This window comes from Streptomyces sp. NPDC018833 (assembly GCF_044390825.1).
GTDB lineage: Bacteria > Actinomycetota > Actinomycetes > Streptomycetales > Streptomycetaceae > Streptomyces.
Window position 1 is genome coordinate 14,148 of record NZ_JBIRZM010000010.1, and the last position, 19,222, is coordinate 33,369.

Annotated in this window: 14 protein-coding genes; 4 read left to right on the forward strand and 10 right to left on the reverse strand. The window is 73.0% G+C overall.

The genetic code is table 11. From position 1 onward, the window contains the following. Positions 1-2: 2 nt before the first annotated feature. Both ACH5AF_RS20605 and ACH5AF_RS20610 read right to left on the reverse strand, forming a co-directional pair. Complete coding sequence (locus tag ACH5AF_RS20605; protein WP_398903060.1) at positions 3-1,478, reverse strand: hypothetical protein; 1,476 nt, start codon at positions 1,476-1,478, stop codon at positions 3-5. 81 nt (positions 1,479-1,559) lie between these two features. Further along, positions 1,560-2,177 (reverse strand): dihydrofolate reductase family protein, encoded by a 618-nt coding sequence (locus tag ACH5AF_RS20610; RefSeq protein ID WP_398903061.1) that lies wholly within the window; start codon positions 2,175-2,177, stop codon positions 1,560-1,562. A gap of 259 nt (positions 2,178-2,436) precedes the next feature. Here ACH5AF_RS20610 and ACH5AF_RS20615 point away from each other — a divergent pair, with 259 nt between their 5' ends. After that, a complete protein-coding gene (locus ACH5AF_RS20615) occupies positions 2,437-3,903 on the forward strand; it encodes an aminotransferase class I/II-fold pyridoxal phosphate-dependent enzyme (protein ID WP_398903062.1) in 1,467 nt (488 codons plus the stop codon). A 745-nt stretch (positions 3,904-4,648) separates the two neighbouring features. On the opposite strand, the gene ACH5AF_RS20620 is transcribed toward ACH5AF_RS20615, so the two are convergent. The 3 genes from ACH5AF_RS20620 to ACH5AF_RS20630 form a co-directional block, all read right to left on the reverse strand. After that, positions 4,649-6,250, reverse strand: a complete 1,602-nt coding sequence (locus ACH5AF_RS20620; RefSeq protein WP_398903064.1) for an alpha-amylase family glycosyl hydrolase — start codon at positions 6,248-6,250, stop codon at positions 4,649-4,651. A 54-nt stretch (positions 6,251-6,304) separates the two neighbouring features. Then, the gene (locus ACH5AF_RS20625) at positions 6,305-6,457 is read right to left on the reverse strand and encodes a hypothetical protein (RefSeq protein WP_398903065.1); all 153 of its coding nucleotides are present in this window, start codon (positions 6,455-6,457) and stop codon (positions 6,305-6,307) included. 606 nt (positions 6,458-7,063) lie between these two features. Continuing rightward, positions 7,064-8,200: a S1 family peptidase gene (locus tag ACH5AF_RS20630; protein ID WP_398903275.1), complete on the reverse strand. Its 1,137-nt coding sequence runs from the start codon at positions 8,198-8,200 to the stop codon at positions 7,064-7,066. 320 nt (positions 8,201-8,520) lie between these two features. On the opposite strand from ACH5AF_RS20630, the gene ACH5AF_RS20635 reads away from it, so the two are divergent. The 3 genes from ACH5AF_RS20635 to ACH5AF_RS20645 all read left to right on the forward strand — a co-directional run bounded on the left by ACH5AF_RS20635 (position 8,521) and on the right by ACH5AF_RS20645 (position 12,701). Next, positions 8,521-10,170 carry a protein kinase gene (locus ACH5AF_RS20635; RefSeq protein WP_398903066.1) on the forward strand — a complete coding sequence of 550 codons (1,650 nt, stop codon included), beginning with the start codon at positions 8,521-8,523 and terminating at the stop codon, positions 10,168-10,170. Next, positions 10,167-11,045, forward strand: coding sequence for a hypothetical protein (locus ACH5AF_RS20640; RefSeq protein WP_398903067.1), 879 nt, complete (start codon positions 10,167-10,169; stop codon positions 11,043-11,045). The genes ACH5AF_RS20635 and ACH5AF_RS20640 overlap by 4 nt, the downstream gene beginning before the upstream one ends. A 153-nt stretch (positions 11,046-11,198) precedes the next feature. Then, positions 11,199-12,701 (forward strand): DUF6056 family protein, encoded by a 1,503-nt coding sequence (locus ACH5AF_RS20645; protein ID WP_398903068.1) that lies wholly within the window; start codon positions 11,199-11,201, stop codon positions 12,699-12,701. On the opposite strand, the gene ACH5AF_RS20650 is transcribed toward ACH5AF_RS20645, so the two are convergent. The 5 genes from ACH5AF_RS20650 to ACH5AF_RS20670 all read right to left on the reverse strand — a co-directional run bounded on the left by ACH5AF_RS20650 (position 12,676) and on the right by ACH5AF_RS20670 (position 19,145). Next, entirely contained in the window at positions 12,676-13,665 is a 990-nt protein-coding gene (locus ACH5AF_RS20650) for a glycosyltransferase family 2 protein (RefSeq protein WP_398903070.1), read from the reverse strand. The genes ACH5AF_RS20645 and ACH5AF_RS20650 overlap by 26 nt on opposite strands. Before the next feature lie 185 nt (positions 13,666-13,850). Further along, on the reverse strand, positions 13,851-14,843 hold the full coding sequence (locus ACH5AF_RS20655; protein ID WP_398903071.1) for a lytic polysaccharide monooxygenase: 993 nt from the start codon (positions 14,841-14,843) through the stop codon (positions 13,851-13,853). A 325-nt stretch (positions 14,844-15,168) separates the two neighbouring features. Continuing rightward, positions 15,169-15,729 carry a telomere-protecting terminal protein Tpg gene (tpg, locus tag ACH5AF_RS20660; RefSeq protein WP_398903072.1) on the reverse strand — a complete coding sequence of 187 codons (561 nt, stop codon included), beginning with the start codon at positions 15,727-15,729 and terminating at the stop codon, positions 15,169-15,171. A 9-nt stretch (positions 15,730-15,738) separates the two neighbouring features. Further along, positions 15,739-18,324 (reverse strand): telomere-associated protein Tap, encoded by a 2,586-nt coding sequence (gene tap, locus ACH5AF_RS20665; RefSeq protein WP_398903073.1) that lies wholly within the window; start codon positions 18,322-18,324, stop codon positions 15,739-15,741. A gap of 89 nt (positions 18,325-18,413) precedes the next feature. After that, on the reverse strand, positions 18,414-19,145 hold the full coding sequence (locus ACH5AF_RS20670) for a hypothetical protein (protein WP_398903074.1): 732 nt from the start codon (positions 19,143-19,145) through the stop codon (positions 18,414-18,416). Positions 19,146-19,222: the final 77 nt, after the last annotated feature.

Below are 19,222 nucleotides of genomic sequence, written 5' to 3' on the forward strand. Positions count from 1 at the left end.
GCTCAGGTCGCGACGGACGGCCCCGACTGCAGTTGCTCCAGTCTGCGCTGGAGCAACTGCAGTGCGCCGCGCTGACGGCCAGGCACCCGCCGGCGCAACCGCACGAGTTCCGGGGCGAGTCGGCGTGCACGCGCGGCATCGCGGATCTGCTCCCACTGGTGGTGGGCGCGGTCGACCGCGCCTTCGACGTCAGGGTCGTCGGCCGTCTGCTGCCGGCTCAGTCGGGCATCGGCCACGGCCATCCACAGTTCGCAGCTGCGCGCCGGGTCCTGGGCGAGACGCGCGAGGTCGGCCCGTACCTCCAGCCAGTGGAGAGCCTGTACCGAACCTGGCCCGTACGTACGCAGGGCATCGGCCTCGCAGGCCGCCGCGCCAGCGGCGGCTTCGGTGTGCCGGCCGGCGCGTGCCGCGGCGAGGATCGCCGGATGGGGGTCGCCGGCCGTGGCGGCCGTCGGCACGGTGGCCATGGGCGGGCGGACCACCGCGGCAGCGGCGGCTCCCGGCGGGGCCGCGGTAGGTCCCGGCGGGACCGTGCCCGGGAGATGGGCCGCGACAGCGGCAGGAGGCGCCGTTTCCTGCCGCTGGGCCTGTGCGGCCACCGGTTCCTGGGTCCAGGCGTGACCCCGCCGCTGGACGTCGGCGGCGGCAGGTCGCCCGGGGTCCTGGTGTCGGGTGGGCACATCGGCCGGCTGCGCGGCGCCTCGCCTCTCGGCCGCGACGGCGGCAGGCCGCGCCGGGCCCGGGGGCTGGGCCGGGGTCGGCATGTGCGGGTGGGGGGCCGGGGCCGGTACGGCGGACGCGGCGGTCGGGGCGGTCGGACTGCCGGGAGGGAGGGGGAAGAGCAGTGCGCCGTCGGCCGGTTCGGACTGCGCGGCGGCCTGCTCGTGCAACTGCGCGAGGGACGGCCGCGCGCCACTGCGCCAGATCGCGGCCATGGCCTTGAGGTACACGGGCGGCACAACCGTACGGCGCGCGGGGGCGGGTGCGATCCTGCCCTGGAACAGCGTGCCGGGGCCGAGGTCGGCGTGCCCTTGGCTCACCTGCTGCCACGCCTCGTCGTCAGCGACCAGATCGACCACCACCGTGGTCGTCCCCGGCCGGCGGGTCCTGAGTTCGCCGGCCAGCCAGTGCCAGGGCAGCGCCGTGTACCGCACGGTCGCCGGCGTCGTGCGGGCGAGTGCGAAGTGCAGCAGCTTCTGCCTGCGGTCGACGTGCAACTGCCCGGCCAGATAGAGGAACAGAGGCCCGGGAGCGGCGGCCGCGGCACGGATACGGGTCAGCACGGTCTGCGGGTCGAGCGGGTCGGCGAGCTCGATGACGGTGGCCGCCGCGTCCGTCGTGCCGATCAGCACCGGGGCCGGCACGGCGGCCAGCGCGGGCAGCACGGACGCCGCGTCGACAAGGCGGCCTTTGCCGGCCGGGGCCGCTGCCAGCAGCAACGCGGTACCCGGCGCCGAGTTCTCCCCACTGATCACCACCTCAGCACCGTAGCCCCTGACGGAACCTTCTGGCCAAGCGGTGCGCCGCGGGTCGCCCGGCCGAGCCGCCCGCCCGACCACCTATTTCATGACGCGGTACTTCAGGTGCGTCGCGCGCGGTGTGTCGACGACCCTGATCGGCTCCAGCTTCCGCTGCTCCGGCCCGATGCGATCGAACAGCCGCAGACCTTCGCCCAACAGTACGGGCACGACGTGCAGTTGGAGCTCGTCCACGAGTCCTGCGCGCAGGAACTGCCGCACGGTGTCGGCGCCGCCCGCGATGTCGACATTCCTTCCTCCGGCCGCCGCCCTCGCCTGCTCGAGCGCGCTGTGGATGCCGTCGGTCACGAAGGTGAAGCTGGTGCCACCCTGCTTGACCACGGGCCGCCGGGGCCGATGGGTGAGCACGAACACGGGCGCCCGGAAGGGCGGGTTGTCGCCCCACGGCTTCTCACCGGTGTCGTACATGAGCCGGCCCATGACCACCGCGCCGGTCGCGTCGAACCACTCGCGCATGATCTGTGAGTCGCGGTTCTCCTCGCCGCCGCTCAGGCCCTGGCGCTCCCGCCAGCTCGCAAGTTCGTGGATCCAGTGGAACAGTGCTTCCGCTCCGTGCCCGCCGGGGTTGTCGAGGCTGACGCCGGTGCCGGCGATGCAGCCGTCCAGTGACATGGCGAAATCCGCCGTGACGATGGTCATGTGCTCTTCCTCCAGGGTTCGGACGCGCTCGCACCAGGGCGGCGCCGGACGCGCGCGTTGTCACGCGTGTGACGCGCTGTTGTCACCTGTGTGGCGATCGAGGCAGGCCCGTTTCGACAGCGCCCGGCATCGTCTCGCAGGATTCTTCGGCGCTCTCGGCCCCACGCTGGGCAATCGGCGGTTTGAGCGCACCGCGCAGGGCAACCCGTCTTCCACAGCCGCACCGGCCGTATGCCGATCCGAGACCAGGAGCCGCACCATGGACCACTCCCGTGTGCCCGTGCTCGAAGCACTGGCGGATTTCCACCGTCGCGGGGACGTCGTGTACGGCCCGCCGGGGCACAAGCAGGGCCGTGGGGTCGACCCCCGGGTGCTGGAGGTGCTGGGCGAGGGTGTGTTCCGTTCCGATGTGCTCTCCCTCAACGGGCTGGACGACCGCCGCGAGTCCCAGGGCGTGCTGGACCAGGCGCAGGAGCTGATGGCCGACGCGGTGGGCGCCGAGCGTGCGTTCTTCTCAACGTGCGGCAGTTCCCTGTCTGTCAAGACGTCGATGCTGGCCGTGGCGGGTCCGGGCGAGAAGCTGCTGGTGTCCCGCAACGCCCACAAGTCGGTGATCGCGGCGGTCATCGTCAGCGGCGTCGAGCCGGTCTGGGTGCACCCCCGCTTCGACACCGAGCGGCACCTCGCCCACCCGCCGGAGCCGGACGCCGTCCAACGGGCCCTGGCGGAACACCCTGAGGCGAAGGGCATGCTGCTGATCACGCCGACCGACTGGGGCTCCTGCGCGGACATCAAAGGGGTGGCCAAGGTCTGCCACGCCGGGGACGTGCCGCTCATCGTCGACGAGGCGTGGGGCGCGCACCTGCCGTTCCACGACGCCCTGCCGGCCTGGGGGATGGACGCGGACGCCGATCTCGTCGTCACGAGCGTGCACAAGATGGGCAGCGCCGTCGAGCAGAGTTCGGTGTTCCACCTGCAGGGTGACCGGGTGTCGGCCGATGTGCTCAAGCAGCGCGAGGACCTCCTCGGCACGACGAGCGCCTCGTCCCTCGTCTACGCGACGCTCGACGGCTGGCGTCGCCAGATGGTGGAGCAGGGACACGAACTCATCGACGGCGCCCTGCGCCGGGCGCGGCGGCTGCGTGCGGCGGTGGACGGCCTGACGGGCCTGCGGCTGATGGGATGCGACGTCGTGGAGTCGGGCCTCGCGGCCGACCTCGACCTGCTCAAGATCGTGGCGGACGTCCGGGAGCTGGGCATCAGCGGCATGCGGGCCACCGAGTGGTTGCGCACGAACTGCCACGTGGACATGGGGTCCTCGGACACCTGTCGGATCAGCGGCGTGATCACGCACGCCGACGACGACCGGTCGGAGGAGGTGTTCCTCGACGCCCTGACCCGGCTGGTCGCCGCCGCCGAGGCCGGTGACATCGACGGCGGCCCGCCGGTGGACCTGCCCGCACCGGGCGCCCTGGAACTGGAGCAGGTGATGCCGCCCCGCCCGGCGTTCTTCGGGCCTGCCGAACAGGTCCCCGCGGCCAGGGCGGTGGGGCGGATCGCGGCCGAGATGGTCAGCCCCTATCCGCCCGGAGTGCCTGCGATGGCTCCCGGAGAGCTGATCACGGCGGAGGTCATGGACTACCTCCGCAGCGGTGCCGCCGCCGGGCTGCTGATCCCCGATGCCGCCGACCCGTCGATGGACAGCGTCCGGGTCGTGGCGGCCTGACGGGGCGTACGACCCCGAGACGCTGCCCTTGACGGAGCGTCCGGCCCCACCCGCCGCCCTTGACGGGGCATCCGGCCGCAGCCGCCGCTCCTTTCCGGCGCGAAGCCTCCTCGCCGCCGGTCGCCGTGCCGGCGTGATCACCTCACGCAAACACCGAACCGCGTGCCGGACCTGTACCGTTCCACGTCGGTGACGGGACCGTGCCGCGCCGGCGGTCGCGGCGGGGGTCGCTGGGCGACCGGCGTCCGCTCTCCGCTGTGCCGCCGATCAACGACGGGTGTCGCCCCACGTCCACCGACGACCTGGCCCCCGGCTGGAGATCGATTATCGCTACGCGCGGGTGCCCGCGGACCTGTTCACCTGCCCCGCCGCGCACGTCCCGGAACGGTGGCGCCCATGCTGCCCGCTGGCCGCACCCGCGCGGATGACCGCCGCGGCCCGCGAACTGTCCGCAGGAACCGGACTGGCCGGCGGTCAGGACGATGCTCGCCTGACGGAGCCGTCCCGGCACCCCGCGGAACGCCCGCCGGCCCGGGGCAGGACGACCGCGGTCCGGGGACATGATGGTGCCCTGAGGGGTGAGAGATCCGAGCTCCCGGAGCTGTTGGGGTGCGGGGCTGGAGGCGGTCCGGGGCGGGCTCCGTCCACGAGGTGACGCGCCGCGTGGTGGCCCGTCGCCGCCGGGCACACCGGTCCCCGCCCCGCACCGGACGATGCGGCGGGGCGGGGTCGTCGGCCGGGCGGGTCAGGCACCCGGGGCGAGGCTGTACACGCCATACGCGAAGCCCTCTGTGGTGATCGTGCCGTCCGCGATGCGGATGCCCCGCGCCTCAAGCGCGCGGGCGCCCGCGACGCGGGACTCGTCGAGCGTGATCGCGGCCGGGGCCGCGCCGGGGTTGACGATCACCAGGTACCGGTCGCCGCGTACGTGGACGAACGGGTAGCCGGTGTGCACGATCTCCACCGAACCGAAGGGGCCGAGCTCCGGCGAGCCGCGGCGCAGGGCGATCAGCCGGCGCACCAGGTTCAGCAGTGAGGCGTCGTCGGCGCGTTGGGCGGCGACTGAGGGCCGGGCGTGGTCGGGGTCGAGGGGCAGGTAGAGGTCCTCGGCCGGGGCCGCGGAGAAGCCGGCGTTCTCGGTGTCGTCCCACTGCATGGGCGTGCGGGACCCGGCGCGGTTGTAGCGCGGCCCGAGCACGCTGCCTTCCTTGTCGGGCAGGTCCGGGACGAAGCGCATGCCGATCTCGTCGCCGTAGTAGATCGCCGGCAGGGTCGGCCAGGTCAGCTGGAAGGCGAACGCGGCAGGGAGCTGTTCGGCGGTGCGGGGACCGCAGTTGAGCCGTGAGAAGTCGTGGTTGGCCGTGGGCAGCGCGGTGAAGCCGCCGTCCCCGATGGTCTCGGTGGCCGACTGCCACGCCTCCACGAAGTGCGTGGGGCTCCCCTTGCCCTCGGGATCGAAGAAGCAGTCGACGGGGTCCCAGTCGTCGTTGTCGGTGCCGGCGCGGTTGTTCCACAGGGAGCGCAGCGGGCGCCCGTTGGTGGGGCCGCCGAACTGGAGGAAGAAGTCGGCGTGGAAGCCGGCGGGCACGGAGACGGCCGGGTCGCCCCACTCCGACAGCAGCACCGCCTCCGGATGCGTGCGGTCCAGCCAGAGCCGCAGCTCGGCCCAGACAGCGGCAGTCTCCCGCTTGTCCGGGTCGTCCTTGACCAGTGAGGCGGCCATGTCGACGCGGAAGCCCGCGAGCCCGAGCCGCAGCCAGTGGTCCATGATGTCGCGCAGCGCCTGCCGGTTGGCGCGCGGCCCTTCGGCGCCGGGGCTCTGCCGCCAGGGTTCGGCCGGGTCGCTGCGGGCGTAGCCGAAGTTGAGGGCGGGCTGGGAATCGAAGAAGTTCGGCAGATATGCGCCGGGGCGGCGGCCCGGGGACGCGACGAATCCGTCGGGGCGCTGGCCGTCGGTCCAGATGTAGCGGTGGTCGGCCGGGTCGTCGGCCGAGGCCCGGAACCAGGGGTGGCGGTCCGAGGTGTGTCCGGCGACGAGGTCGAGCAGGACCCTGATGCCCCGGCGGGCCGCCTCCGCGACGAGCCGGGCGAGGTCGTCGTCGGTTCCGTAGCGGGGGGCCAGGGAGAGGTAGTCGTCGATGTCGTAGCCGGCGTCGCGGAAGGGCGAGGAGAAGCACGGGTTGAGCCAGACCGTGTTCACGCCCAGCCAGGCGAGGTGGTCCAGGTGGTCGGTGATGCCGTTGAAGTCGCCGATGCCGTCGCCGTTCGAGTCGGCGAAGGACTGCGGGTAGATCTGGTAGAAGACGGCGTCGGCCAGCCAGGCGGGGGCGGGTCGGAACGTGGTCATGAAGGGGATGCAGCCTTTCGTTGCGGGGCGCCGGTGTGTGGTGCGGAGGCCGGATCAGCCCTGGACGGCGCCGGAGGTCAGGCCGGAGACGACGGCTTCGCGGAAGACGAGCACGGGCAGGGCGACGGGCAGACGGAGACGGAGACGGTCGTGGCGGCGAAGATCGTGCCGTAGGGGACAGTCGTACTGGGCACCGAACAGGGCCATGCCGAGGAAAAATCGGGTGGTAGGCGTCGACACTGTTCAGCGTGACGGCTGTCAGGAACTCCGTCCAGCACGCGGTGAACGTGAACACGTCGGCCGTGAAAACGCCCGGCCGGGCCTGCGGCAGGACACCGAGACGGCGGTGCGGACCGGCGAGGCCACGCCGTCCATCCAGGCGACCTCCTCCATCTCCTTGGGGATGGCCCGGAAATGGTTCCGCAGGATCCCGGCACATTGAGCGCGTCGTAGACGTACTCCCCCAGTTGCGCGGACACGAACGTGATCTCGGCCAGGGCAGCAGGAGCAGCGCCGTCATCCAGCCCTGGCCGTTGGTCAGCCGCTCCAGGACGAGCGCGACGACCGTGCCGAGGACGACTTCGGCGAACATGGTGCCGAGCGTGTGTAGAGCACGGTGAACAGCAGGGCGTGGCACCGGCGTGCTGAGGCGAACAGCTCGGCGTGGTGGTCGCCGGTCGGGGCGCCGAGCCGGGACAGAGCCGTGGTGAATCAGGCGCGACCGTCCCGGATCTTGATTCGTAGAGCAATGGATCTGCTGCCGCCCCGGAGGAGCGGCAGCAGATCCATTGCCACAGTCGGCCCACCGCGCTGTCAGGCGGTGTGCAGCCTCAGCCCGTAGCGGGCCAGGATCTCGTTGACCGGCTGGTACCAGGTCTGTCCGCCGCCACTGCAGTTGCCCCAGCCACCAGACGTGACGCCCTGCGCCTGGTCGCCGCTGATGAACGAGCCCCCGGAATCACCCGGCTCGGCGCACACGCTGGTCTTCGTCATCTGATGGACGGCGCCCTGGCTGTAGTTGACGGTCTCGTTCTTCGCGAGAACGCTGCCGCAGTGCCAGTGCGTCGTGGAGCCCGAGCGGCATATCGAGGCGCCGACGGGGGCCTCGGCCGAGCCGCGCACCAGCCGGTCGGGGACCGTGCCCCAGCCGAGCACCACAGGGACGGTCCACCAGCCGCTGCCGACGCTCACCCACGCGTAGTCGTTGCCGGGGAACGACGATCCCTGGAACGTGCCGATGTGCGAGCCGTCCCAGCCGCGCACGGCCGCGCCCTGCTGACCGCAGTGGCCCGCGGTCACAAAGCCGCCGTGGACGGAGAACCCGATGGAGCAGCGGACGTTGGACGTGTAGTACGGGTCACCGCCCACCGTTCCCGCGGCGAAGGTCCGTGGCGCCGCGGCCACTTCCCGGACCTGGACCGGGCCGACCTCGTGGGCCTGGTCGAGGAAGGATGCGACATCGTTGTCCACGCGGTCGGCGGCGACGACGTTCACCACGACCCGATTGGCCTCGGGGTCGACGTGCCAGCTGCTCACCCCGCCGGGAGCGGGCAGCGCGTCGATCTTCCGCTTGGCGGCGTCCAGCCGGCTCGCGCTGTGCTCGACGATCCGGACGTCCGCTCCCGCGGCGCGTACGGCGCCGGCCATGCGGGCTTCGGTGACGGCGACGGTCAGGCGTCCGGTGTCCGCGTCGAACCAGGAGCCCGCGTACGCGCTCCGGGCTGCGCGGCGGGCCTGCGCCTCGATCCCGATGGCGGCCCGCTCGGCGGCGAGCCGTTGTCGTGCCTGACGTTCGGTGAGCCCCAAGTCCCTCTGCACAGCGGTGAGCAGGCCTGCTGACACCCGGTCGTTCGACGACGGGGACGGTTCCTGCACCGTGGCGGCGGCGGGGCCCCCGCCGGCCGACGTCCAGGCCCCGACGGCGAGGAGTGCGGCCAGACCGGCGCGCATGGTCCTCTTCGCGCGCACGGCCGGTCGGCGGGTGGGTTCCGTGTGGATGGCTGACGTGCGTCTCAAGGCGTTCGCCCCTTCGCTCGTTCCGACAGCACGGGATGGAACAGCGCATTATGAGAGCGCTCTCAGAATCCGCCGCCCGGAGCGTATCGGAGACAGCCAGCCAGGTCCATGCCAAGTACGGCCCCGGCGCGGAAATGTCCTGATCCCTGCGGGAACCGGCCGTGAGGGAAATGTGTCTGTGCTGGGGACAGTCCGTGAGCCGGGTCCGCGTCGATGACCTGGGCCGGGGAACGTCACCAGGCAGGGGGGACGCGATGAGCGCGTGGATGGTGCCGGGATACACGGAATCCCGGGAGCTCGGGTCGGGGGGCGGCGGGCGTGTCGTCCTCGCCGTCCACGACGCGACCGGCGTGCCGGTCGCGGTGAAGTACCTCAGCGAGCGGCTGCGCAGCGACGCGGCGTTCGTACGGGAGTTCCGGGCGGAGGCGCAACTGCTCGGTGGGCTGGATTCACCGCATGTCGTACGGCTCTACGAATACGTCGAGGGCCCGCGGGGTGCCGCCATCGTCATGGAGCTGATCGACGGAATCGCCCTGCGGGCACTGCTCCTGCGCGAGGGGGCGACCGGCCCCGAGGCGGCCCTGACGGTACTCAAGGGATCCCTGCTGGGACTCGCCGCGGCCCATGGCGCGGGCGTCGTGCACCGCGACTACAAGCCCGAGAACGTGCTCGTCTCGGCCGACGGCACGTCCAAACTCGCCGACTTCGGCATCGCGGCCGGCCGGGGCACCACTCCCGGCGTGGCGGGCACCCCGGCGTACATGGCACCGGAGCAGTGGAACGGTGAGCCCGCCTCCCCTGCCGCCGACGTCTACGCGGCGACCGCGACGTTCTATGAATGTCTGACCGGCCGCAAGCCCTACCGCGGCGAGAACTTCGCCGAACTGGCGCTTCAGCACATCGGCGCGCCGGTTCCCGAGGACGACGCGCCGGAGGCAGTGCGGCCGCTGATCAGGCGCGGGCTCGCGAAGTCGCCCGAGGACCGGCCGCAGAGCGCGGCGGCGTTCGTGGCCGAGCTGGAGGAGATCGCCGGGGCGGCGTACGGGCCCGACTGGGAGGAGCGCGGGCGGCGCAGGCTGGCGGCGCTCGCGGCGCTGCTGCCACTGCTGTTCCCGTCGGCCGGGGGCGGCGCGGCCGGGACCACGGATGTGGCGACGACCTCCCTGGGCGACGGTTGGGGCAGTGGGGCCGGCGGACAGCTGACTCCCTGGCTGCGGCGGCTGCTTGTCGGCGTCCTCGCGGCGGTGGTCGCCGGTCTCGTCACCGTCACCGCGCAGGCGGGCGGGGACACAGTTCGGCGGACCACCTCCGAGGCCGCGGCCACGACCAGTGCCCTGCCGACCGGATCCGAGGCGCCGTCCACGGGATCCGACGGGGCGGGCGGTCCGACGCCGTCGCCGGGTGTCTCGACGGGCTCGCCGCCCTCCCCCTCCGCGAGCGACACGCCCGACACCAGTGCCTCTCCCACGACTGACGCACCGCCGACCACTGGCGTACCCACGCCATGGCCGAGCACCGATCCGACCACCGAGCCGTCCTCGCAGCCGACATCGTCGATGACGCCGACGGCGGAACCGGTGAACGTGAAGTCCGTCTCCGTCACCAGCTTCCGCCAGACCGGCACAGCGACCGGATCCGCGTCCGTCGACGTGGCCACGGACGGCACGGATCCGGTCTTGATCGTCGTGTCCTGGTACACCGGCGACACCAAGGGACAGCTCGGCGCGCCGGACGGAAGCCAGACCTTCGAGCGCAGCGGCGCCACGCGGTACACGCTCACGCTCGCCCACACCTTCCAGGGCCCGGGCTGCTACTGGGCCGTCCAGGCGTCCACGGAACCCGGAGCCGCGAACGGCACATCCACGCAACAGCTACTGACCCGAAGGGGGTGCGCGGTCACATGAACGATCCCCGAACGCCCCGCCCGGGCACCGGACAGGGCGGTACCGATGACGAGGAGTACAGCGCGACCGCCCTGGGCAGCCACTGGTTCGAGCACCCCGAGCCGCAGGACGCCGTCGACACCCCCACGGCCGTGCCCGGTGGTCCCCTGCCGGACGCGACCGCCGTGCTCGGCCACTCCCTGCCGGACGCGACCGCCGTGCTCGTGGACCCACCACCGGACGCCACCGCCGTGCTCGTGGACCCACCACCGGACGCCACCGCCGTGCTCGTGGACCCACCACCGGACGCCACCGCCGTGCTCGCCCGCCCCCTGTCGGACGCACCGGACGCCGTGCCCGATCGGGCAGAGGGAGACGTCCTTCGGTTCGGGCCGGGGGTCACGGCAGCCGTGCGGCGGCAGGACGGTGCCCCGACGAACGTCGACGTATGGCACGGCACGCTCGCCGGGCACTCCGGGAGCGGCGGCCGTCCGCGCCGACGCGGCCGTGCCCTGCGCCGCGGTGCGCCGGTGGTCCTGGTGCTGCTGGCCGTGCTGGCGTTCCTGGCCTGGCAGTGGTTCGGGCCGGGTGTCGCCGTGCGCGGCGTGACCGTACGGACGCCCGCCGACGGGCCGGGGTGCGACGGCACCGCCGATGTCGTCGGCGTGGTGCGGACCGACGGCCGGCCCGGCACACTCACCTACCGATGGCTGCGCGGTGACGGAACGACGTCGGGGACGCTCCACGAGAAGGTGACGCGCGGCCAGCAGGAGGCGCGGCTGCGTCTTCGGTGGACCTTCCACGGTCGCGGCGAGTACCACGCGCACGCCGAACTGGAGGTCATGTCGCCGTCGCGGCACACGGCCTCGGCGCGTTTCGTGTACGCCTGCCGCTGAACCGGCGCGCCTTGGCAGGTGTGGCCTCGTACCACGCGAGACGCGGCATGTCGCCGACGATCACCGATCTCGCCCGGCGGAAGATGGAACGGCGCATCCGGGATTCACCTCTTGGTTGCCGGACCATCAGTTTTTCCGAAGGGCAGGGATGACATGGCCGTTGACGCGTCGGGCGTCAGCGCCGCGCGAACACCGGGCGGGCTCGGCGCTCCGGAGCGGCGGAGCGGCCTTCGCGGTCCGTGGGCGACCTGGTGGGCCGCCTGGCCGTTCGCCCTGGCGGCGCTGCCGCTGGGGCTGCTCGGGCTGGCGTCGTGGTTCGGGCGTCATGTGCGGCCCAGCGCCGACGAGTGGTGTTTCCTCCCCGTCGTCCGCGACCACGGCATCCCGGGCCTGATCGGCAAGTTCTGGTACACCGACAACGGCCGGCTCGGCAATGGGCTGCTCGTGGGGCTGTACGCCGAGTTCCCCGTCGCGGGGCACCAGTGGTTCGGCCTCGTCAGCGGCGTGCTGATGCTGGTGCTGCTGTGGGCCCTGACCGCGCAGGTGCTGCGCAGGACGGGCCAGTCGGTGCCGCGCGGGATTCCGCTGCTCGTCGCCGCCATGGTCATGGCGGTGTTCCTGTTCGCCACACCGAACACGTACAAGACGTTCTACTGGCCCGCCGCGTCCGTCTCGCACACCGTGGCGCCGGTCCTGGCCGGTGCAGCGCTGCTGCCGCTGCTGCGGGCCCGTGGCCGTCGCGGGCGGGTCGCCGCCCTGGTGACGGTGGCGGTGGCGGGCGTGTTCATGGGGACCCTGTCGGAGGAGGCGTCGGTCGTCGCGCTGGTCGTGCTCTCCGGTGTCGTGCTGTTCGCCCACCGCCTGTTCAGGGGCGGTGCACGGCGGTTCGGGCGCCTCTGGTCGCTCGCGGGCATGGCCGGTGTCGCTGCCGGCACCCTGCTGCTGGTCTTCTCGCCGGGGTCACGCAACCGGCGCGAGCGGTACGGCGCCGAGAGCACGTCCATGCTCGCTCCGGAATCGCTGCTGGGCTCCCTGCGCGGTTTCGCGCACATCCTGGTCACGGTGTTCTCGACGTGGCAGTACGTGGGCGCGGTCGCCGCGGGTGTGCTGCTGGGGCTCGTGGCGCGCCGCCGGACCACCCGGCCGTCGGTCCTCCTCCCGTGGCGGCCGCTGCCGCTCCTCTCGCTGGGCGCGGCGGCGTTCCTGGTCTCGGGCTATCTGTGCACCGTCATCACCTATCCCGTCTTCGGTGCGAGAGTGGTGACCACGGAACGGACCTGGAACGACTATCTGCTGCTGTACATCGTGCTGCTGGTGACCGCGGGGGGCTTCCTCGGCCGGAGGCTGCGGCGGTACCGGCCGGGCGCCGCGACGGCGACGGCCGCGGCGCTGTGCGCCGCGGCCGTGCTCGGGCTTGTGGCCCCGCTCGTCTCCCTCGGGCACGACATGCAGGTGCGGGCCGAGCGGTGGGACCGCCAGGACCGCTCGCTGCGGGAGGGCGCCGCGCGGGGCGCGAAGGAGCTTCCCTACACGCCGGTGTCCGTGGCGAGGATGCTGGAACCGTTCAGCAACGACGGGCGCCGGGTGTGGCCCGCTCAGTGCGTCGCCGACTACTACGGCCTGGAGAAGGTCACTTACTCGACACAGCTTCCCTGACCTGCGGATCCGGCTGCGAGGGGGCCGTCTCGTCGGTCTCGCGGATCACATAGTGGGGGCGCCGCTTGGCTTCGTGGTAGATCCGGCCCACGTATTCGCCGATCACCCCGAGCGTGGCGAGCTGGACGCCGCCGAGTCCGACGATCGCGGCGATGAGTGTGGCGTAACCCGGGGTCTCGATGCCGTGGATCACGGCGTTGGCGATGATCCAGGCCGCGTAGACGAGGGCCGAGAGCAGCAGCCACAGGCCCGTGTGGATCGCGAGGCGCAGCGGGCGGCTGTTGAAGGAGAGCAGGCCGTCGATGCCGTAGTTGAGCAGCCGCCGTCCGCCCCACTTGGAGCGGCCGGCCGCGCGCTGCACATTGGTGTAGGTGAAGCTGACGGTGTCGAAGCCGATCCAGGAGAAGAGACCCTTGGAGAAGCGGTTGGACTCGGGCAGGGACAGGATCGCGCCGACCGCCCGGCGGGAGAGCAGCCTGAAGTCGCCCGCCCCGTCTATGACTTCGACGTCCATGAAGTGCCGGACAAGGCGGTAGTACGTCTGACTGAGGGCGGTGCGCAGGACGCCTTCGCCGGTGCGGTCGCGCTGGGCGACCACCTGGTCGTAGCCGTGCCCGTGCAGTTCCAGCATGCGCGGGATCAATTCGGGCGGGTGCTGAAGATCGGCGTCCATCAGAACGACGACATCGCCCTGGGCCATGCGCAGGCCGGCGAGCATGGCGGCTTCCTTGCCGAAGTTGCGGCTGAAGGACGTGTACCGCACGCGGGGGTCGGCGGCCGCGAGGTCCTTGAGGTGCAGCCGTGTCCGGTCGTTGCTGCCGTCGTCGACGTAGCAGATCTCGAACGTCGTCCCGGTCGGCTCCAGTGCGGCGAGGAGGGCCTGGTGAAACGCCTCGATGACCTCGCTCTCGTTGAAGCACGGCACGACGACCGATGTGACGGGGGAAGCAGGGACCGTTGTCATCTCACTCCATGCGCTGTGATGCGGCCGGGCTGCGGCCCTTTGCACAGGAAGAGGATGAGCGGCGGCCCGTCGAGGTTGCCTCCATGGTGGGACGGGTCACGCGGTTCCTTGCGGGAGACTCCACCTTTCCGGCGCGTCGGCTGGGCCGTTCGGAGGCTCCGTTCGCGTGGCTCGTTGACGGTTGGTCAGAGCCTGCGGCGGCGCAGCGCCAGGGATCCGCACAGCGATACCAGGGCGAGTGCGGCGGCCCCACCGCCGACAAGGACGCCCGACGTGCTCCCCGTGTCGCGGCCTGCGGCCGCCGGGGCGGGGCGCGGAGCGGCGGAGGAGGGCGGCACCGGCGTGGTCGGTGGGGCTGCGTACTCCGGATCGGCCGGTGCGGAGGGGGCCTGCGGTTCTCCGGGCTCTGCGGCGCCGCTTCCCGTGCCGTTCGCCGACGGGTCCTCGGGCTCCGCGGGCTCCGCGGGCTCCGCGGGCTCCGCGGGCTCCGCGGGCCGGTCCGGCCGCCCGTCGTCCGCGGGGACGATGACCACGTCGGAGCAGGAATAGTAGGTGTCGGGTGTGTCGGTGTTGCGCCAGACGGTGTACAGCACATGACGTCCCGTCAGTCCGTTCGGCAGCCGGCCGCTGATCCGGTACGCGCCGTCGGTCGGCTGGAGGTCCGTTGCAGTGGCGAAGGGCTGATCCTGCAGGTCCGACCACCGCAGTGGCGCCGCCGGGTCGTAGCCCGCTTCGGTGAGGTAGAGGCTGAACGTCCCCTGGTGCGGGATGGTGGATCGGTAGGTGAGGGTGAACGGGGAACCCGCCGTCAGCGGCGTCGCGGGCCAGTCGGCGCGGGCGGTGTCGAGACCGCGGTACGCGTCGAGGCCCGCGCTGCACAGCCGCCCGTCGGGAATCGCCTCGCGGTCCCGGCCCCGCACATCGGGCAGGCGCAGGTTGTCCCATGCGTCGAAGGACACTCCCCCATTGGCCGCCAGGGCGGCCTGGCAGGCCGCCGACGTGCGCAGCTCCCCGCCCTGCGGACCGCAGGCCGCCGCCCTGCTCACGGGGTCGACCGGAGCTCCGTGCGCCTGCGCGGGGCCGGCGGCGAGCGCGGTGAGCAGGAGCGGGACGACACCGGCCAGTACGGCGGCGGTGGCGCCTGCTCGGGTTGCGTGGCGGCGGCGCTGGTCGTTCATCGGCGGCGTACCTCCTGGGCGGGCGCGGCGGCCGGCGTCAGTGGCGTCGGCACGTGGGGCCGGCGGGTCGGCTTGGTGCGGCCGGCGGGGCCGGCGGTGTGCGGCTGACGAGGAGTACGTCGGCGGCGGGCCGCGCGTTCACGCACGCCCCTGGGGTCCGGCGTTCCCGCACGCTCCGGCGCGTCCGCGGCCCGGCCGTTCAGCGCCCTGGTACCGGCTCCGCGCGGGGCGGTGGGGAGCCGACGGGGCCGCAAGCGGCGCCCAGACGACTGGCCGCCTGGCGTCATGAACGACTGCGCGACGCCCTCCGGGTCCGGGGGCGGGCTCAGCTGTAGTCGATCTCGACGTAGTCGATGTCGGTGAACTCCACCTGGAGGCCGTCCGCCCGGCGCCCGCTGTCCTTGAAGTAGATCTCCTGGAGGCCTTCCGCCGCGATCTGCTGCAACTGCCGCTCGCCAGCGCCCTCGTCCTGCGCGGCGAAGAGCCGGGCCGCGTAGTCGGGGGGCAGGTGCTGGGTGATGCGGCGGATACGGCTGTCGTCGGTGCTGCCGGGAGCCGCGGTGAAACCGAAGCGGGCCCGGGTCTCGATCACGAGGCCGCGCGCCGTCGCTGCCTGCCTGCGGGCGCGCTCCTTCACCCGCGGCTGCCACAGGCGGCGCACCTCCACGGCCATCCGGTCGGCGAGTTCCTTGCGGGGCCGTTTGATCTGCCCCTTCAGGTAGCGCTCGACCGTGCGCTGGGAGACGCCGAGTTGTTCGGCGACCGCCCTGGTGGAGCCCTTGGCCTTCTTGACGAGGAACCGCACACGCGCCTGTGCGCCCACCGGGATGGGGCGGGTGGAGACGTTCTGCGCGGCTCGGTCCAGGCTGTCGCCGACGTGACCCATGACCTGCTCCTACTCTCCGTCGTCCGAGGCGCTCGAACCCTTGATGTGCCGGGCGGGGTTGAGGCCCTGGTCGAGCAACTGCACCGCCCACATCATGGACTGCGTCCCCTCGTGCTTGACCATCCCCGGGCTCACGCCGAGGCGGAACGCGCCCGGTGCCGGCCGGCCGTCGGCCGTGTACGGCAGGAAGTCCAGCGGGCTCGGCCCGTCCGAGAGGTAGACGGCGCCGTCCGACAGCAGGGCGATCGCGCACAACGCGTCCTCGCCGAGCCTCAGATGCCCCACCGGAGCGGGCTCGCGCTGCGTGGCCAGTGCGGTCCGGAGGAGCTTGCGGTGCATGTTGACCCGGGCCGTGGCGATGACCGCGGCGCGGATGTCGGGCCGCCAGGTCGGCCGGGACAGCGCCGGCCACGGCTCCCCCGGCCGGTAGGACGTGCCCTGGGGCCGTTCCCGGAGCTTGCCGATGCCGCCCTTGACCGTTGCCTTGATCGCCGTGAGCACGGCGGCGACGGCCGGGTCGCTCTGCCGGTGCGCCTCCATCGCGGCGAGGAAGTCCGGCTCGCTCATGCCCGATTCCACCCCGAGGTCGGCCATCGTGGCCTTGTACGCCTCACTCAGGCGCTTGTACCAGGGATCGAGATACGGTGCGCTCGCGGTGCGGACCCACGCCTCGACCGGCGCGATCGTGACGGGCAAGCGGTAGGTGTCGACGAGTTCACGGGCGTAGGCGACGGTCGGCGTCGCGTACCAGGCGGGACCGTCGGGACGGACGCCGCCCGGGGTGAACGGGTTCGGCAGCCGCGGATCGATCTCGATCCCGGACAGGTCGACCAGCCAGCAGCCCGGAACCGACTTGTCGAACACGGGCGCGCGCACATGGACGGCCTCCCCCAGGCCGACGGCCAGGCGGTTGGCGGCCGCCAGGAACGCGGTGTTGACGTCGATGCCGACCGCGTACGCCTTCGCGCACTCGGCGTCCGTGAGGAGCTCGGCGTCCCGCGTCCACTCGAACGCCTCCTCGTCGAGGACCTCGTCGGGAGTCCGCAGGTGGCCCCGCGGATACAGCGAGGAGACGACGGGGTGCTCGTCCGGGGCCTCCGGCGGCGCGGGGTCCACGGGCTCGGTGAGCGATCCCGGCACCGGGCCGGACGTCCAGGCGCCGGTGCCGGGGTCCTGCACCGCGCGGGTCGGCGGCCGCAGCGCGGTCATCAGCTCCAGCCCGGAGACGGCGGCCGACCCACGCGGGGTCAGGACACGCGCGGCATACGTGCCGAGGACGCGGGCCAGTTCGGGCGGCGGCAAGGTGGCGGCGTCGCCCCACGTACGGGTGTCGAGCGCGCCCCACGGCAGGACCGCGAGCTGAACACACCTGCGCTGCCCAGCCTGGGCAGGACGGTAGATGCGCGGCCAGGGACCGAAGCCCCGCTTGGTCAGCCGCCACTTGGCGCGCGCAAGTCGGCGCACGGCCGGGTGGTCGTCCGGGAGCCGCAGCGAGCGGCGGTCCTCCAGCACGGCCGGCAGGCCGAGGCGCACGGCGGCGGCCTCGGTCAGCACGATCAGCGGGTCGGCGTCCTTGCCGTTGCGGTTCAGCCGGGGCGCGCCGAGCCGCGTCTCACCGAGCACCCACTCGACGAGGGCCGGCACGTCGGCGGCGGGGCAGTCGAGGATCAGGCCCCCCACGCAGTGGGCGTGGCCGTCACCGTCGAGCACGGCGAGCGGCCCGTCGGCGAACCGCGGATCGACGGCAGGTACGTGAGGTTCGACGGACCGCTTCTGCGCACGGTCCCGCGCGGCGGCCAGGCCGGGGCGTCCGGGGGACCGCCGACCCCCGCGATCGGGGGTGGTGGCGGGCGCGTGGGCGGCGCTCCGGCCGCCGCGGTGAGGGACGGCCCCGGGTACGCCGGCGGGGGCGTCGGCCGGGGACATCGCGGGTTCCGGGGCGTCGGCCGGGGACATCGCGGGTTCCGGGGCGTCGGCCGGGGACAGGCCGGGGGTCGCATCGGCCGCGGCGACCGTGCCCTCGACGGAGCCCACTTCCGGCCCTGGGGAGGTGGCGGGGGCCGGTGCGGGCGGGGTGGCGGCAGCGGCCTGCTCCGGCGCGGAGGGCGCGGCGGACGTGGTGGCCTGCTCTGGGACGGCCTGCTCCGGGAGGGCCGCGGCCAGGGCTGCTCCGGATTCGGGCGGCGGGTCCGGCGCAGCGTCGGGCTCAGGCGCGGAGGGCGCGGCGGACGTGGTGGCCTGCTCTGGGACGGCCTGCTCCGGGAGGGCCGCGGCCGGGGCTGCTCCGGATTCGGGCAGCGGGTCCGGCGCAGCGTCGGGCTCAGGCGCGGGCCGGGGCGGGTGGTGGGCGGCGAGGCCCTCCAGGAGCCGGGCGTAGGCCGCGCGCTTCGGGGGGCGCGGCTCCGTCCGGCCTGCTTCCCAGCTCGTCACGGTTTCCCGCCGCACCTTGAGCGCCCGGGCGACCTGCTCCTGGCTGACCCCGGCGGCCTCGCGAAGACGCTTACGCTCCGCGGGTGCGGGCAGCGTGTCCTGTGCCGCCGCCTGTTCCAGCAGCGCGTCCACCGCCGCGAACAGCTCCGCCTGCTCGTTGGCCACGCGGATCACCTCCAGCGTCCACCCTAGCCCCGAACACACCGCGGATCGCACGCCGAACACACGCCCGGCGCGCGACGGGACGACTACGGTCATCCGGTCCCGCGCCGGGCGTGCTCCGCGGCCGCGAAGGCGAGGGCGCGTACGACGGGGTGCGGGCGCGTCCCGTCGCCGGCGAGTTCGGGCTGGAACAGCGTGGCAAGGAAGAAGGGATGGCCTGGCAGTTCGGCGATGCGAACGTCACCGGTCCCGTCCCACCCGCTGAAGCGCAGGCCGTGTTCCCGCAGCACATCGAGGTACGCCGGGTTGGTGCCGTACGAGCAGTGGTAGCGCTCCACGGTCCGCTCGGCACCGAGGACCCGTTCGGCCAGCGAGCCTCGCTCCACCTCGACCGCGCCCTCGCGCCCCACCAGCGAGCAGGCCAGGGGGACGATTACGGCGTCCTCGGCGCCGGGTCCGTTCTCCGCGTGGGTGGCCTCGCCGAGCGCGCAGACGGACCGGGCGTACTCGAGGACCGCGTGCTGGAACCCTCCGCACGTTCCCAGGAACGGGATGCCCCGCTCGCGGGCGGTGCGCACCGCGGCGACCGCGCCCGCCTCGCTGGCGTACGGGCTTCCCGGGACAAGCCACACGGCATCGAATCCGGTGAGCGCGTCGGGTTGTCCGGCGTCGGGAGTGGCGATCCAGTAGGCATCCAGGGCGAGTTGGTCCCGCTCGGCGAGCGCCGTGAGCAGCGCGGGGATGCGTGCGTGGGCGTGGACGCCGGGCGAGCGGTCGCCGACGAGGGCGAGACGGGGCGACAAGGTGGGGTGTGACGAAGACATACGAGCATCCTGGCCCGACCGACATGTTCAGCACCAACGATGATTCGTGACCTTTCCATCAGCGATACTGATGGACC